Raw genomic sequence first — 15,262 nt, 5'->3', positions numbered from 1 at the left:
TTACCTATAGTTAAATCCGGAAAACTCATTCGCTAACTTCAGGGAGACCATTATGAAGACTGACCAACTCATTACTCTCAGGCAAACAGCCGGAAAGTTCACGCCGGCCGTTAATCCATTGGCCTCCTCCGTTATTCATACCGATAAAAAAGACATTCAGGCTGGTGATACTACCATCCCATCACAGGGTGATTTGCTGCCAGCTTATCTCGCTAAACCGGCACAGCATAATGGCCCATGCCCGGTGGTGATTGTAGTGCATGAAATCTTCGGTGTGCATGAACACATTCGGGATATTTGCCGTCGCTTAGCGAAAGAGGGCTATTTGGCCATCGCTCCCGAGCTGTATTTCCGCCAAGGTGACGCCAGCGAGTACGATGATATGAGCCAGCTAGTCAGCCAGTTGGTCAACAAAGTCCCCGACAGACAAGTATTAGTGGATTTGGATCATACGGTTAACTGGGCCTCCCGCCACGGTGGAGATATCAGTAAGTTAGCGATAACCGGTTTTTGCTGGGGAGGACGTATCGCCTGGCTTTATGCGGCGCATAATCCTCAGTTAAAAACGGCAGTAGCTTGGTATGGGAAGCTGGTTGGGGATAAAAGCCTTAATAGCCCGAAACATCCGGTTGATATTGCGATCAACCTTTCCGCTCCGGTACTGGGTCTGTACGGTGGGCAGGATTCAGGAATCTCACAAGATCAGATAGAAACCATGCGTCACGCGCTACGTGCAGCCAATGCTGACGCTGAAATTATTGTTTACCCGGAAGCAGGCCACGCCTTTAACGCCGATTATCGACCTAACTACAATGCGGAAGCCGCTGAGGATGCCTGGCAGCGGATGTTGGATTGGTTTACTCGCCACGGCGTCAATGCCCATACACCGGCCGATGATGCCTCTTAAACATTTCAATCCATATCTTTCACCAACATTCCCTTTTCGGCATAAACCTCTCCCAGCAGCAATGTAGGGGGAGGTTTTTATCTATAAGGCACACACTATTCTGCACGTCTCAATTTGATACCTCTATTCTCCAATAGCGATTTCACCGTCGCTACCTATCAGCAATAAAAAAGGGCGCTAATGCGCCCTTCATACCACTGACAAAGTTGATAAACGAGGAAATGTGCCGAATAGGTCGGAACGGCGTGAGCTGTCGGAATACCCATCGGTGCAGTTGCCCCACCCGCTTCGGGGGCGGCCATCAACTTCAAGGCCGTGATTGCGCCTTTGATTCAGCGATAACCTTTAATTCAGCGATAAACAGTCAGACTTGCTCTTCACGCAGCCGCTGGGCCGCCAATACCATGTTGGCCAGTGATTGACGAGTTTCTGGCCAGCCGCGAGTTTTCAGGCCACAATCCGGGTTAACCCACAGGCGTTCAGCCGGGATTCGCTGGGCAGCTTTACGTAGTAAGGCTTCAATCCATTCCACGCTAGGCACGTTCGGCGAGTGAATATCATAAACGCCGGGTCCAATCTCATTGGGATAGTCAAAGTCTTCAAATGACTCAAGCAGTTCCATATCTGAGCGGGAAGTTTCGATGGTAATCACATCGGCATCCAACGCAGCGATAGAATCCATGATGTCGTTGAACTCGCAGTAACACATATGGGTATGGATTTGAGTATCATCCTGCGCCACGGCGGCGTTCAGTTTGAATGCATCCACTGCCCAGTCCAGATAGGCCTGCCATTCAGCCCGGCGCAATGGTAAACCCTCACGCAGCGCGGGTTCATCAATTTGGATAATACCGATACCGGCTTTTTCCAAATCTTCCACTTCATCACGCAACGCCAACGCAATTTGCTTGGCGATGGTTTCACGGCTCACATCTTCCCGTGGGAATGACCAGCACAGGATAGTAACCGGCCCGGTTAACATGCCTTTCACCGGCTTGTCAGTCAGGGATTGCGCATATTTGGCCCATTCAACGGTAATCGCTTCCGGGCGGCTGATATCACCGATGATGACCGGCGGTTTTACACAGCGGGAACCGTAACTCTGTACCCAGCCATTTTGCGTAAAGACGAAGCCATCCAAATGTTCACCGAAGTATTCAACCATGTCGTTGCGTTCAGCTTCACCGTGAACCAATACATCCAGTCCCAGACGCTCCTGCTCGGCAATCGCCTGTTTGATATGCTCGCTGATACCGGTGCGGTAATTTTTGCCGTCCAGGCGACCTTGTTTGAAGTCCAGACGCAGGCCACGAATTTCTGTGGTTTGCGGGAAAGAACCTATGGTGGTGGTCGGCCAAGCCGGTAAATTAAAACGTTTACGCTGGGCTTCGGCACGCTGTTGGTATGAGTTTTGGCGCTCGCTGTCTTTCGGCGTGATCGCTGCCAGACGTTGTTCCACTTGTGGATTATGAACCCGACGAGAAGACTGACGAGCGCGAATCGGAGCGCTGTAATCCGCTAATTTTGCCAATTTTTCTGCGTCTGGCGCATTCAGCGCTTTGGTCAGCAGAGACAGTTCCGCACATTTTTGCAGCGCAAAAGCAAACCAGCTTTTCACTTCTGCATCCAAACGCGTTTCTTCGCTGAGATCGATTGGGCTATGCAATAACGAACAAGAAGTCCCTAGCCATAGTTGACGACTGCCGACCAACGGCTGCAAACGTTCAAACCATGTGCTCAAGTCAGCGCGCCATACGTTACGCCCATTAATCACACCGAGCGACAGCAGCCAATCTTTGGGTAGTTTCTCATTCAGAGTAGCAATATCGTCTTTACCAGCCACTAGGTCCACATGCAGTCCCTGTACCGGCAGAATGCGAATGGTATCCAGATTGTGACCGATGCTATCGAAATAGGTGGTTAGCAACAGTTTAACCTGCCCTTGCAGCGCCTGATAAGCCGGTTGGTAAGCATCCAGCCACTCTTTAGGCAGTTCCAATACCAGCGCCGGTTCGTCGATTTGTACCCACTCGATGCCACGCTTAGCCAGCTCGGCCAGAACTTGTTGATACACAGGTAAGATATCTTTCAGTAAGGTTAAACGGTCAAATTGCTCACCTTTGACTTTACCCAGCCACAGATAGGTTATCGGGCCAAGCAGTACCGGCTTGATTTTGTGTCCCAACGCCAGCGCTTCGTCGACTTCATCCAGCAATTGCGTCCAGCCAAGCTTGAATTCCTGCCCTTGCTGGAACTCCGGCACCATGTAGTGATAATTGGTATTGAACCATTTGGTCATTTCTGCCGCCGCGGCCGGTTTACCGGTTGGCGCACGACCACGACCAATGCGGAATAATGTATCCAGATCGATACTGCCATCAGCATTCTGGTGGCGTGCCGGAACGTTACCCAGCAACAAACTCGTGGTTAACACATGGTCGTACCAGGCGAAATCGCCCACAGGAACCCGATCCACACCGGCTTGTTGCTGTTGCTGCCAATGACGAGCCCGCAATTCGCGCCCCACATTGAGCAATTCTTCCTGCGTGATGTTGCCTGCCCAGTAACTTTCTTGTGCTTTTTTCAGTTCACGTTTCAGACCAACGCGCGGAAAACCCAGTGTGTGATTTAAAATTGCCATCGTCATACTCTCCATTTAGCCATCCAGATGTTTACACATCCATAATCAGCAGGTACTGTATTAACCACAAGCGCAATTTTTTCACTGTCACTGTGAAGGACTCTCATGATCGAACTGAAACACTTACGCACACTGCAAGCCTTGCGTAATACCGGATCGCTGGCTGCGGCAGCAACACAACTTCATCAAACCCAATCTGCCCTGTCACATCAGTTCAGTGATTTGGAGCAGCGTCTGGGGTTCCGTTTGTTTGTACGTAAAAGCCAACCTCTGCGTTTCACTACTCAGGGAGAAATTCTCTTGCAGTTAGCCGAGCAAGTCTTGCCGCAAATCAAACAAGCGCTGCAAACCTGCAACGAACCCCATCAAACGGCGCTGCGTATCGCTATTGAATGCCATAGTTGTATTCAGTGGCTAACTCCAGCTTTAGACAATTTTCACCAGAACTGGCCGCAGGTCGCGATGGATTTCAAATCAGGGGTAACTTTTGATCCACAACCAGCGCTACAGCAGGGAGAGCTTGATCTGGTACTGACGTCAGACATTCTGCCGCGTAGCGGTCTACATTACTCGCCAATGTTTGATTTTGAAGTCCGTCTGGTGCTGTCGCCGGATCATCCGCTGGCAGCAAAAGCGCGCATTGAACCAGAAGATTTAACCGATGAAACCCTGATGATTTATCCGGTTCAGCGCCAACGTCTGGATATCTGGCGTCATTTCCTTCAGCCAGCAGGCGTTAGCCCAGCGCTGAAAAATGTGGATAACACGTTGTTATTGATTCAAATGGTGTCGGCACGTATGGGTATTGCCGCTTTGCCGCATTGGGTGGTGGAGAGTTTTGAACGTCAGGGTTTAGTCGTAACGAAAACACTGGGGGAAGGTCTGTGGAGCCGACTGTACGCCGCTGTCCGTGACGGAGAACAGCGCCAGCCGGTAACGGAAGCGTTTATTCGTTCGGCGCGTCAGCACGCTTGCGCTCATCTACCTTTTGTAAAGAATGCGGAGCGACCCAACGCCGGTGTACCCACAGCGAAGCCATTATCACCGTCCCACCAATAATAAAGCTCGGCCAATGCGGTTTTTCCTGCCAGATAGCCAGGTTGACCAACAGGCCAGCCGGAACATGGACATTATTCATAATGCCGAGGGTGCCCGCATCAACCTGCGTGGCGCCGTAGTTCCACATAAAATAACCCAATGCGGAAGCGCCAACGCCCAGCCAAATCAAGACGCCCCACTGCAACTCGGTAGTTGGGAGTTTATTCGGGTTACCAAAGGCGAACCAAGCCATTGCTGCGACCAGCAAGGCTCCCAGATAAAACCAGGAAAAAGCGGTGTGCTGCGGAATCGGATGCACTTCCATCAGGCGTTTGTAGCCAACCTGTCCAATAGCAAAACAAATATTCGCCGCCTGAACCAAAGCCAATCCCAGCCAGAAATGCTCACTCAGATGGTCATAACGAATGATGGCCGCGCCCACTACCGCTAATAAAGCGCTGAGTGCATAACCCCAGCGTAGCCGCTGACCGCGGAGAAGATCATAAATCAGAGTGACATACAGCGGCGTCATCACGGTAAACAGCAGGAACTCCGGCACGCTGAGATACAAATAAGCGCGGAAGCTGAACAGGTACATAATTCCTAACTGAATAGCACCAACGGCCATATACAACGCAATCACTCTGCCCTGAATATTCTTCCAGCGAATAAACGGCAGGAAAACCAAGGCGGCCAAACCAACGCGCATCAGCACGGAGAACCAGCTATCGACCTGACCCGCCAGATATTCGCCGATTAAGCTGAAAGAAAATGCCCATAAGATAGTGGTAATAACCAATAACAACACGATAGGTTAAGCTCATCGAAGAAATAAAAATCAATTGTATCGGAAGCGAGAGCTGAATTTTGCACCAACATGGTTGACGTGTGTATGATTATTGTCCGATTGATTGTCTTTCACAGATTCTGGCAACCAGAAATGAGGAATTGAAGATGAGAGAAATTCATTTTCTGCTAGGCGCTCTACTTCTGCCCGCCGTGGTATTGGCGCAAAACAGCCTGACGTCAACGCCTTTGGAGCAGCAACAGCGAGTATTAAATCAACAAAGTGAACTGCACCAACAACAGCGAACTTTGATGAATCAACAGCAAGAACAGCGCCGCTTGCAGCAGCAACATCAATATTCGCAAGATCAGCGCCGTTTGTTACAGCCAAAACCGGTGGTCCCGATTACTCCATCCGCCGATCCTTTCAAGCGAACGACTCCAGCAGTACCGAGTATTCAACCGGTAAAACCGGCCAAATAGCGCTCAGATTCTCACACCCATTAGTGTTAAAATAAGCGGCGTAGTCATTGCAGCCAACGCGGTAGACATCACTAAACTGGCCGCTGCAGGGCCAGTCAATACGTTAAATTGCCGCGACATCAGATACACGTTGACGCCGGTAGCCATCGAGCCGAGCAATACCACCACCTGAGTTTCCAGCGGCGGTAAGTCCATGGTCCATGCCAAAACCCACACCACTAACGGCTGAACGATCAGCTTCAGAAAACATATCGCGCTGCTGATGCGCCAGCCGTCGCTGACGCGGTATTCCGCCAATCCCATACCCAGCACCACTAATGACAACGGCGGCGCAACCTGCCCCAACATACTGACCGGCTGATCGATCATCGGCGGCAATTTCCATCCTGTCAGACTGAATAAAGTGCCGGAAATAATGCCGACAATCAGCGGGTTGGTTAAAACACTGCGCGCGGTTTTGGCAAAGCCTTGCACCGTCAGTGAACCGTTACGCGCCCATTCCACCGATACCGTGACTAACGTCCATAAAATCAAACCGTTAAATACTAAAACCAAGGCCACTGCTGGAATAGATTCTTCCCCCAGCATCAAGGTGGCTAGGGGTAAACCCAGCATCACGTTATTGGAAAATATGCCGCCCAAAGCGAATACCGAGCCGGAAACGCCGTCCAGCTTGAATACCCGCTGGCCAATGATTCGCCCAAGAATAAACACCAACAGACAACTGCCGAAAAAAGCGATTAGCAGGCGTGCGTCTACCGCAGGCCGATCGGCAAAATTACTCATCATCCGGAATAACATGGCGGGTAGAGCGAGGGAAAAAACGAAGCGCGTCAGGCCATCGGTAATGGTTGACGGCCATTTTCCGATTCTGATCAACCCATATCCCAGAGCCAACAATACAAATAACGGCATAGACAACAAGATCTGATGCCAGAGGGAAAAGATAAAGGCGGGCATGAATAATATTCCTGTCGCGGGTTAGGGTCAGCCCGCCTGATAACGGAGGCTGACCTAAAGCAAACAGGAATCTGACAGGTCAGCGATCGGCAAAGTCCACTGCGATCAAATCTATACGGTCGGTGCAGATACAGTCAACGCCCCAATCTAACAATTCACGCGCCCGCTCCGGCTTATTCACCGTATACACCAAAATATGCAATCCTGCGGCTTTCAACAGCGCCACGCGATCCGCCGTCAGCTGTTTATGATTAATATGCAAAGATACACAGTTCAGACGCCGCGTCAGCTCAAACCAGTTTTCATCCCATTCGTCCAGCAACAGCCCGCGCGGCAGCTCTGGTACCGCTTCCTGCGCCGCTTCCAGCGCGGTGACAGAAAAAGAGGAAAGCAATGGAGGAATGGCCTGACCTTCCCACAATAACCGAGCCGCCAGCGCAACGACGCGGCCAGTGTAAGCTTCTACGCCGGTGGTTGGTTTTATTTCGATATTCGCCGCCATACCGTGCTCGGCGCAGCGCGCCGCCACCTCAGACAGTAAAGGCAGCCGCTCATCCTTAAACGCAGAGCTAAACCAATTACCGGCATCGAGTTGAATTAATTTATCCCAAGGCAAATCCCCTGCAACGCCCCAGCCGTTGCTGGTGCGCTCCAGCGTATCGTCATGGAGTAAAAATATCTGGCCATCCTGAGAAAGTTTGGCATCAAACTCAATCATTTTGTGGCCATGCCGCGCGCCGACATCAATGGCAGCCAGCGTATTCTCTGGAGCCAGTGAACCGCCGCCACGATGAGCAACAATGGGAGGATAAGGCCAGTTTATATTCATCATTCCATCCGTAATCCGCTTTCGGTATCAAAAAAGTGCAGCGCTTGCGCGGGCAGCGTGACATATAAGGTACTGCCCACTTCTGGCATATTCTCATGGGAAAGACGAGCAATCACGCCCTGTCCATCCCAACATCCGTGAGCCAGATTATCCGCCCCCAGCAATTCCAACGTTAGCAAGTTTAGCGCTATTCCGCCCTGCTCTAACGTACTGAGTTGAATATGCTCTGGTCGGATACCCAAGGTCAATCGCCGATCCGCCCATTCTGGTTTAGCATGCTCAAGCGGGATACACGTTCCGTCGCTCAGTAAAAACTGCTCGCCGCTAGCGCTAACACGGCCCGCCCACAAATTCATCGCCGGAGAACCCATAAAACTGGCGACAAACAGGCTAGCCGGCCGCTTATACACTTCGCTCGGCGTACCGATTTGTTCCGCTACGCCTTTATTCATCACAATTACTCGCTCGGCCAACGTCATAGCCTCTACCTGATCGTGAGTCACATACAAACTGGTCGTTTTTAATCGACGATGCAATTGCTGTAGCTCCAGACGCATTTGCACCCGCAGCTTGGCATCCAGATTCGATAGTGGTTCATCGAAAAGAAATACCGCCGGTTCCCGCACGATAGCTCGCCCCATCGCCACGCGTTGGCGCTGTCCACCGGATAATTCGCGGGGTTTGCGTTTCAACAGCGGTTCCAACTCTAGGATTCGCGCCGCTTCGTCGACCCGCTGACGTATTTGTTCTTTGCCAAATCCCCGAATTTTCAGGCCGTAAGCCATATTGTCGTAGACACTCATATGGGGATAAAGAGCATAGTTTTGGAATACCATCGCGATACCGCGATCTTTGGGTTCCAGATTAGTCACCCGACGATTATCAATATAAATATCGCCGCTGGTGGTCGCTTCCAGCCCGGCAACCATTCGTAACAAAGTGGATTTCCCACAGCCGGAAGGACCAACCATCACAATAAATTCGCCGTCGGCAACATCGAGATCGATGGTTTTGATCACCGGCGTCACGCCGTCATAGGACTTACTTACTGCCTGAAGCTTTAAACATGCCATATCAGATTACTTCTCACTGTCTACCAGACCGCGCACAAACCAGCGCTGCATCAGAAGAACCACCGCAACCGGTGGAATTAACGTCAGAATCATGGCGGCCATCACCTGATTCCATTGAGTTGGCGCGCCCGAACTGGAGATCATGCTGCGGATACCGGCTACGGCAGTGCCCATCGAGGCATCGCTGGTAATCAATATCGGCCACAGGTACTGATTCCAGCCGTAGATAAAGGTAATGACGAACAGCGCCGCCAGATTGGTTTTTGACAGCGGCAATACGATGTCCCAGAAAAATCGCATCGCACCAGCGCCATCAATGCGCGCCGCTTCCAGCAGTTCATCCGGCAAAGTCATAAAGAATTGGCGAAACAGGAAGGTAGCCGTCGCGGAAGCCATTAGCGGCAACGTTAATCCGGTGTAACTGTCCAGCATATTCAGGTTGGCGATCACTTGAATAGTCGGAAAGATTCGCACTTCCACTGGCAACATCAGGGTGAGAAAAATCAGCCAGAAAAACAGATTACGCAGCGGAAAACGGAAATAAACGATGGCGTAGGCGGAAAGAATCGACACCGTAATTTTCCCTACGGTTATGGCAAATGCCATCACAAAGCTGTTAAACAACATCAGCCCAAAAGGAGTGCCGTTGCTGCCCACGCCCCCGTGCCAGATATTGCTGATGTTTTGCCACAACTGAGAGCCGGGAATCAGCGTCATCGGCACCTGAAACACCTGTTGGTCATCCAAAGAAGCGGCAACAAAAGCGACATACAGCGGGAATAGAATCAGCAGCACGCCAATAATCAGCATCACATGGCAGAAAATATCCAGCCCTCGGCGGTTCTCAATCATTGGTAACGCACCTTACGCTCAACAAAGCGGAACTGAATCACCGTTAAACCTATCACCAATAGCATTAACACTACGGATTGAGCGGCTGAGCTGGAGAGATCCAACCCGGCGAAACCTTCGCGATAAATTTTATAAATCAATGTAGTCGTGGACTGCACCGGGCCACCGCCGGTAGCGGCATCAATAACGGGGAACGTATCGAAAAAGGCATATACCAGATTGACTACCAGCAGGAAAAAACTCACAGGGGAAATCAGCGGCAGCGCAATATTAAAGAAGCGCCTAACCGGTCCTGCGCCATCAATCGCCGAAGCTTCAACCAGTGAACGAGGAATGGACTGTAATGCCGCAAGGAAAAACAGAAAGTTATAGCTAATTTGCTTCCAAACTGAGGCCAGTACCACTAAAAACATCGCCTGACCGCTGTTTTGTGCATGATTCCAGCTATAGCCTAACAGCCCAAGAAAGTGAGTAATCAACCCAAGTCCGGGGCTAAACAGGAATATCCACAGCACCGCAGCGACCGCAGGAGCAACCGCGTAAGGCAGAATAAGCAGCGTTTGATAAATACGGCTGCCGCGCAGGACGTAATCCACCAAAGCAGCAAAAAACAGCGAAACGGCCAAACCGATTCCAGCGACGAGCCCACTGAAAATCAAAGTGGTATAGAAAGAGGCCAGATAATATTCATCCTGAAATAGCTGACTAAAATTGCTTAGCCCGACAAACTCACTGGAAAGTCCGAAAGGATCGAGAGACTGAACTGAATACCACAGCGCTTCTGCCGCGGGCCACAGGAAGAAAATAGCGGTAATCAATAACTGCGGCAGCACCAACAAGTAAGGTAGCCAACTACAGGAAAAACCGGGGCGGGACGCACTCATAACCGATTGACTCTTTGCAATGTTGAACTATTCACACCGCGCTCGCAGATAACCCTATGCAGCTCTCCACGAGGCGGTGTTCTCCGGTTTATCACCGAAGAATTAAATTACTGATTGGCTTGTTCGAAGCGACGCAGCAGCACATCACCGCGTTTTACCGCGTTGTCTAACGCTTCCTGCGGCGTCTTCTTACCTGTCCATACGCCTTCCAGTTCTTCATCAACTACGGTACGGATTTGCGGCATGTTGCCCAGACGCAGACCTTTGGTATAAGGCAACGGCGGCTTGTTCAACATCTGGCGTGTTGCGACGTCTGCCCCCGGATTCTTATCGTAGAAACCCTGTTGTTTGGTCAGTTCGTAGGCGGCGGTAGTAATCGGCAGATAGCCGGTTTTCTGATGCCACTCTGCGGCAATTTCCGGCTGTGCCAGGAATTGCAGGAATTCGGCTACGCCTTTGTAAGTTTTTGGATTTTTGCCATTCATGACCCACAAACTGGCTCCGCCGATAATGGCGTTCTGCGGCGCATTTTTAGCATCGGCGTCGTAAGGCATCATGCCCACACCGTAATTGAATTTGGCGTAGTGACGAATATCCGCCAGCGAACCGGAGGAGGCCGTAGTCATAGCGCAGTCGCCATTATAGAACTTGGCTGTAGATTCGTCTTTACGGCCAAAGTAGGTGAAATCACCTTTCTTATTCATATCAGACAGCAGCTGAATATGTTTGACCTGTAGCGGTTTATTGAACTCAAGACCCGCATCCATACCGTCAAACCCGTTATTTTTGCTGGCGATCGGCTGACCGTGCCAAGCACTGAAGTTTTCGATCTGGATCCAGCCCTGCCAACCGCTGGCGTAACCACAGGTCATACCGGCTGCGCGTAATTTCTCAGTATCAGCCGCCAGTTCCTGCCAGGTTTTTGGCGGCTGATCCGGGTTCAAGCCGGCTTTTTTAAACGCATCTTTGTTGTAATACAGCACTGGCGTTGAGCTGTTAAACGGCTGGGATAATAAATGGCCAGTTTTGGCATCGGTGTAATAACCCGCGACCGTGGGAACGAACACCGACTCATCAAAATTCACACCGGACTCTTTAAATACTTCAAAAACCGGTTTTATCGCTTTACTTGCCATCATGGTAGCAGTGCCGACTTCATACACCTGCAAAATTGCCGGCGCTTTACCAGAACGGTATGCGGCAATACCCGCGGCAAGATTCTGCTCGTAATTACCTTTATACACCGGGACAATTTTATAGTCGGGATGAGCCTGATTAAAACGCTGGGCTAGAGAATCGACTTCTTTACCTAGCTCCCCTTCCATAGAGTGCCAAAAAGGTATTTCTGTCGCTGCGAACGCATTGGCACTCAATGCCAAAGTGAGCGCAGCAACAATAGTGGTTTTACGGAGAGTCTGATAGAACATGTCTGGCCCCTGAATCAATAAGTATGGCCCGCGCGTATAATGAATAATTGAATAAATGGTCACGCGTGAGCGAAATAAATCAGTTTTTGTTCGAAAGCAAACATGACATCGATTAGTGACAGAAAAATAATATTTTTATGACAATGAAGCGACAAAGAAATGACAAAATAAAAACAATTGTCGATAACTGACTAAACCAGCCCGCCAGTAATATATTTAAATAAAAGTAAAGACACTCAATTAATTGATAATAATTAAATAATAAAAATCTATATATAATAAATTAAAAATCCAACTCAAAAATGAAAATAACAAATAAGGCAAAGAAACAATATATCGCCTTGAGGAAAAGATATTAATCATGCTAGTGTTTGTTCCGCACAGAGTTAACGGTATTTTATTTAGAACATCAATAAAATACCGTTATAAACTCTGCATAAGGAAATTCAATATTATATTATAAGGAATTAATAATGAAAAAATTAACCCTATCCGCCGTAATGTTCGCAACTTTAACCAGTTTCGCTGCCTATGCCGATTATAGCCAACAGGATATAAACATAGATGCGGAAATCACCGATGTAGTTTCTTTAGTTGATTCACACAATGCAAAACTAGGTAGCATGACGTTAACTCGCGATCTACATGACAGCCAACTTTATTCATCAGCTCAAACCGTTCAGCTTAAAACTACAAACCCTGGTGATGTTGGGGTTAACATCTATCTGGAGAGAGCACCAACGTTAATAGCTAACGCGGGTAACCTAAATGAAAAAGCATTTACAGCACTCAGTGTAAGCCTTGATGCTCAGGAACTAGAAGTCGGATTGGGGGGAGCAGCTACCTTTAATAAGGATGTCGACTTTAATCTGGTCGTTAGCGCAACTGTCCCTAACAATGCTTCAACTGGTGAAAGATATACCGGCATTATCCCGCTGATGCTGGAATCTGCTGCTTAACCGCCTACTGTTAATATTAAGTAGCGGAGATTGCTACTCCGCTACTTAAAAAATGAAATGGAAATTATCACCATGAATAATGGAATGGAATCCAATGGTATTAACCACCAGCCGGATATTCAGTGGAATTATTTTATTTAATCTTATGACGATGCCTTTTTATGTTCGTGGCGAAGTGCTGATCGAACATTTACCGCCGCCGGGATTTACAGCTATAGATGAAGATTCATCGAAAAGTTTATTAGGCTTGGTGAATGGGAAATATCTACCTGCGCCGCTTCATTACTCATCTCAATCAAAAGAGATTTCTTTCGATAAAGAACTTTTCTCAAACAACGGTATCAACTCAGAGACCATTTCACTTTTAGATAAATTACTTCCACAGATTGCCTATAATGAATGTAAATCAGGGTGTGATTATTTATTATCCGGTTATCGGGTCACATTGGATAAAGTTAATAATCGATTAATAATTAAAGATAGCTCCCTTGATTATTTGATGCCCTCAACCACGTGGGGAATTGTTCATAACCAATCACTGAATTTACGTGTGGCAGACAATCATTATCGTGCCATATCGGCCAATGGTCAGGGTTATATCGGCCTTCCCTTTCAGTCCTTCGGATACCTGAGCTGGTTTTATAATAAAACCGCCCATGTGCAGCAAAGGTGGCATCAGGGCGAAGCAAATAAAGGGATCGGGCAAAGCTGGTATTTGCAAAAAAATTTCTCTTCATTGTATTTACGCGCTGGTCGCAAGAATCATCTGGATAACGGCGCAGCCAGAGTCCAAACGCTGCTCTCGCCTGGACTAGATCGGTTTGTTACTTTCGGAAGCCAAAGTTATATGGCGGAAAAACCCACTTCCGCAGGAACATTGACTTTGTACGCCACTCAGCCGGGGGATTTCGATATTTACCGTGACGAACAATTTATCCGCCGCTTCCCCGCTCAGTTAGGGCGTAATGAAATCAGCTACAACCAATTACCGTCAGGCTATTACAACGCCGATATTCGTTTAATCGATCGTTCTGGGCGCGAAATTAGTCGGGAAAGCATGCCGATCGCCAATATCAGTTTTGGTGGTAATACCGGTTGGTTTGCCACTTTCGGTCAATCTCGCCCCACAAAATTTAAAGAAAAAAATCCCCCAACGGCTTATCTGTTACAGCTGGGGCGCAGCTTTCTCACGCCGTGGTTTAATTCTAATCTCAGCATGTTGATGGATAACGATAAACGCTGGGCTGCAGAGGGCAATATCTCGCGGCCAATGTCTCTGTGGAGTATGGATATCGCCCCGACGCTAGGCCTGATGAGCGGCGATCAGGGTTTAGGTGGCTACCTACGGTTGAGCGGTGGTAATAAAACGCTGGGGCGTTGGTCAATTTCCCGTTATCAAACGCCGAATGTCTCCCGCTATACCTCAATGGGAAGCAGTAGCGCATTTTCTTATGGTCGCCATTTTGGCCCAACGGCTCTGAGCTACAATTTTAATCAATCGGCGAATAGATCTCAGCATCGCCTGCAAAGTGATTGGCACTGGCAGCGACCTCAGTACCGTATTAATTTTTCGATAGGCGCAAAGAAAGATTGGCGAAATAACCGGGCCAATGACTACGGCCTGTTTTTCAACGCCAGATTAATGCTCCAGCAACATAATATTCGCCTGACCAGTATTTATGCAAATGAGCAGTTAACCAGCGGTATTGATTATCAGCATTCTCGCCAAAATGATGGCGGCGGCTCCGGTTTAAGCCTCAATAGTACCCTGAGTGGCAAAAACCATAGTATGAGCAGCACAGTATCCCGGCAGGGCTCCCAAGGTAATTTGTCCATCGATGTGGGAGCGAATAATCAAACCATGTTCGGCGGCCTTCGTTACAGCGGTATGCTTGCGGCCAATACTCAGGGGATTGCTTTGGGGCCGGCTGGCTTCGGTGGCGGTGCCATGCTGGTAACCACGCCGGAAATTGGCGTGCCTTATAGCTTTAGAGTTCAAGGTCAACCGGTCATCGGCGGCGGAACTACCGCTATACCCGTGCCACTTTATAACTACCAGAGCTTTGCCGACATTCAAACCAGCCGCAGCGATATGGACATGCGTATTAATCTGCCGGTCAACATGATACATGCCCACCCGGGGCAGGTTTTCTCGGCCAAAGCCGATATTCAGCTCACTCTGCTATACAACGGTTTCTTTAGAACGCAGGAAAACCAACCCGTCTCCGGCAATATTGTCGAAACCGGCGATGAAGTTCATCCCAACGGCCTGTTCTCTATTTCTTCAGGGAAAGTATTGAAATATATCAATGTGAAAAATGACACAGGCAGTTTTCTGTGTGATTTAAGCCAACAACGTAACCATTACTATCTTTGCCACCCAAACTAGCCATTGGTTTCATAAATACAGCCGGCTTCAAGAA

At 49.1% G+C, this 15,262-nt stretch carries 13 protein-coding genes; 5 read left to right on the top strand and 8 right to left on the bottom strand.

The window, feature by feature from the left end:
• Positions 1–52 precede the first annotated feature (52 nt).
• Complete coding sequence (locus tag AD970_RS15455; protein WP_049600977.1) at positions 53–907, top strand: dienelactone hydrolase family protein; 855 nt, start codon at positions 53–55, stop codon at positions 905–907.
• 364 nt (positions 908–1,271) lie between these two features.
• Here the strand turns inward: AD970_RS15455 and metE are convergent, their stop codons facing one another.
• Entirely contained in the window at positions 1,272–3,548 is a 2,277-nt protein-coding gene (metE, locus tag AD970_RS15450; protein ID WP_157045550.1) for a 5-methyltetrahydropteroyltriglutamate--homocysteine S-methyltransferase, read from the bottom strand.
• 105 nt (positions 3,549–3,653) lie between these two features.
• On the opposite strand from metE, the gene metR reads away from it, so the two are divergent.
• Positions 3,654–4,607 carry an HTH-type transcriptional regulator MetR gene (gene metR, locus AD970_RS15445; protein WP_049600972.1) on the top strand — a complete coding sequence of 318 codons (954 nt, stop codon included), beginning with the start codon at positions 3,654–3,656 and terminating at the stop codon, positions 4,605–4,607.
• Here metR and AD970_RS15440 read toward each other — a convergent pair.
• Positions 4,495–5,394 (bottom strand): carboxylate/amino acid/amine transporter, encoded by a 900-nt coding sequence (locus AD970_RS15440; RefSeq protein WP_049600969.1) that lies wholly within the window; start codon positions 5,392–5,394, stop codon positions 4,495–4,497. The two genes, metR and AD970_RS15440, sit on opposite strands and share 113 nt — an antisense overlap.
• Positions 5,395–5,540: 146 nt before the next feature.
• Here AD970_RS15440 and AD970_RS15435 point away from each other — a divergent pair, with 146 nt between their 5' ends.
• Positions 5,541–5,855 carry a hypothetical protein gene (locus AD970_RS15435; RefSeq protein ID WP_049600965.1) on the top strand — a complete coding sequence of 105 codons (315 nt, stop codon included), beginning with the start codon at positions 5,541–5,543 and terminating at the stop codon, positions 5,853–5,855.
• 3 nt (positions 5,856–5,858) lie between these two features.
• Here AD970_RS15435 and AD970_RS15430 read toward each other — a convergent pair whose 3' ends face one another.
• From AD970_RS15430 to ugpB, 6 genes are all read right to left on the bottom strand, one after another.
• Positions 5,859–6,815, bottom strand: a complete 957-nt coding sequence (locus AD970_RS15430) for an AEC family transporter (RefSeq protein ID WP_049600962.1) — start codon at positions 6,813–6,815, stop codon at positions 5,859–5,861.
• Between the two features lie 79 nt (positions 6,816–6,894).
• Positions 6,895–7,644 (bottom strand): glycerophosphodiester phosphodiesterase, encoded by a 750-nt coding sequence (gene ugpQ, locus AD970_RS15425; protein ID WP_049600960.1) that lies wholly within the window; start codon positions 7,642–7,644, stop codon positions 6,895–6,897.
• The gene (locus AD970_RS15420; protein ID WP_049600957.1) at positions 7,644–8,717 is read right to left on the bottom strand and encodes a sn-glycerol-3-phosphate import ATP-binding protein UgpC; all 1,074 of its coding nucleotides are present in this window, start codon (positions 8,715–8,717) and stop codon (positions 7,644–7,646) included. Before AD970_RS15420 ends, ugpQ begins: the two co-directional genes overlap by 1 nt.
• A 6-nt stretch (positions 8,718–8,723) precedes the next feature.
• Positions 8,724–9,569, bottom strand: a complete 846-nt coding sequence (gene ugpE, locus AD970_RS15415; protein WP_049600955.1) for a sn-glycerol-3-phosphate ABC transporter permease UgpE — start codon at positions 9,567–9,569, stop codon at positions 8,724–8,726.
• Complete coding sequence (gene ugpA / locus AD970_RS15410) at positions 9,566–10,453, bottom strand: sn-glycerol-3-phosphate ABC transporter permease UgpA (RefSeq protein ID WP_049600951.1); 888 nt, start codon at positions 10,451–10,453, stop codon at positions 9,566–9,568. The genes ugpE and ugpA overlap by 4 nt, the downstream gene beginning before the upstream one ends.
• Before the next feature lie 107 nt (positions 10,454–10,560).
• The gene (gene ugpB, locus AD970_RS15405; protein WP_049600948.1) at positions 10,561–11,880 is read right to left on the bottom strand and encodes a sn-glycerol-3-phosphate ABC transporter substrate-binding protein UgpB; all 1,320 of its coding nucleotides are present in this window, start codon (positions 11,878–11,880) and stop codon (positions 10,561–10,563) included.
• A gap of 473 nt (positions 11,881–12,353) precedes the next feature.
• Here ugpB and AD970_RS15400 point away from each other — a divergent pair, with 473 nt between their 5' ends.
• The gene (locus AD970_RS15400; RefSeq protein WP_049600945.1) at positions 12,354–12,839 is read left to right on the top strand and encodes a CS1 type fimbrial major subunit; all 486 of its coding nucleotides are present in this window, start codon (positions 12,354–12,356) and stop codon (positions 12,837–12,839) included.
• Between the two features lie 94 nt (positions 12,840–12,933).
• Positions 12,934–15,228 carry a TcfC E-set like domain-containing protein gene (locus AD970_RS15395; protein WP_235786947.1) on the top strand — a complete coding sequence of 765 codons (2,295 nt, stop codon included), beginning with the start codon at positions 12,934–12,936 and terminating at the stop codon, positions 15,226–15,228.
• The last annotated feature ends 34 nt before the right edge of the window (positions 15,229–15,262 follow it).

The sequence above is a fragment of the Yersinia nurmii genome, from assembly GCF_001112925.1.
Classification (GTDB): domain Bacteria; phylum Pseudomonadota; class Gammaproteobacteria; order Enterobacterales; family Enterobacteriaceae; genus Yersinia; species Yersinia nurmii.
Note: the sequence above shows the minus strand (reverse complement) of the source record. Positions and strands in the feature narration are given on the sequence as shown.

What these genes read in the sequence shown, in the direction of transcription:
- AD970_RS15455 (WP_049600977.1), top strand. Translation starts at nt 53, where the DNA reads ATGAAGACTGACCAACTCATTACTCTCAGGCAAACAGCCGGAAAGTTC.
- metE (WP_157045550.1), bottom strand. Translation starts at nt 3,548, where the DNA reads ATGGCAATTTTAAATCACACACTGGGTTTTCCGCGCGTTGGTCTGAAA.
- metR (WP_049600972.1), top strand. Translation starts at nt 3,654, where the DNA reads ATGATCGAACTGAAACACTTACGCACACTGCAAGCCTTGCGTAATACC.
- AD970_RS15435 (WP_049600965.1), top strand. Translation starts at nt 5,541, where the DNA reads ATGAGAGAAATTCATTTTCTGCTAGGCGCTCTACTTCTGCCCGCCGTG.
- AD970_RS15430 (WP_049600962.1), bottom strand. Translation starts at nt 6,815, where the DNA reads ATGCCCGCCTTTATCTTTTCCCTCTGGCATCAGATCTTGTTGTCTATG.
- ugpQ (WP_049600960.1), bottom strand. Translation starts at nt 7,644, where the DNA reads ATGAATATAAACTGGCCTTATCCTCCCATTGTTGCTCATCGTGGCGGC.
- AD970_RS15420 (WP_049600957.1), bottom strand. Translation starts at nt 8,717, where the DNA reads ATGGCATGTTTAAAGCTTCAGGCAGTAAGTAAGTCCTATGACGGCGTG.
- ugpE (WP_049600955.1), bottom strand. Translation starts at nt 9,569, where the DNA reads ATGATTGAGAACCGCCGAGGGCTGGATATTTTCTGCCATGTGATGCTG.
- ugpA (WP_049600951.1), bottom strand. Translation starts at nt 10,453, where the DNA reads ATGAGTGCGTCCCGCCCCGGTTTTTCCTGTAGTTGGCTACCTTACTTG.
- ugpB (WP_049600948.1), bottom strand. Translation starts at nt 11,880, where the DNA reads ATGTTCTATCAGACTCTCCGTAAAACCACTATTGTTGCTGCGCTCACT.
- AD970_RS15400 (WP_049600945.1), top strand. Translation starts at nt 12,354, where the DNA reads ATGAAAAAATTAACCCTATCCGCCGTAATGTTCGCAACTTTAACCAGT.
- AD970_RS15395 (WP_235786947.1), top strand. Translation starts at nt 12,934, where the DNA reads ATGGTATTAACCACCAGCCGGATATTCAGTGGAATTATTTTATTTAAT.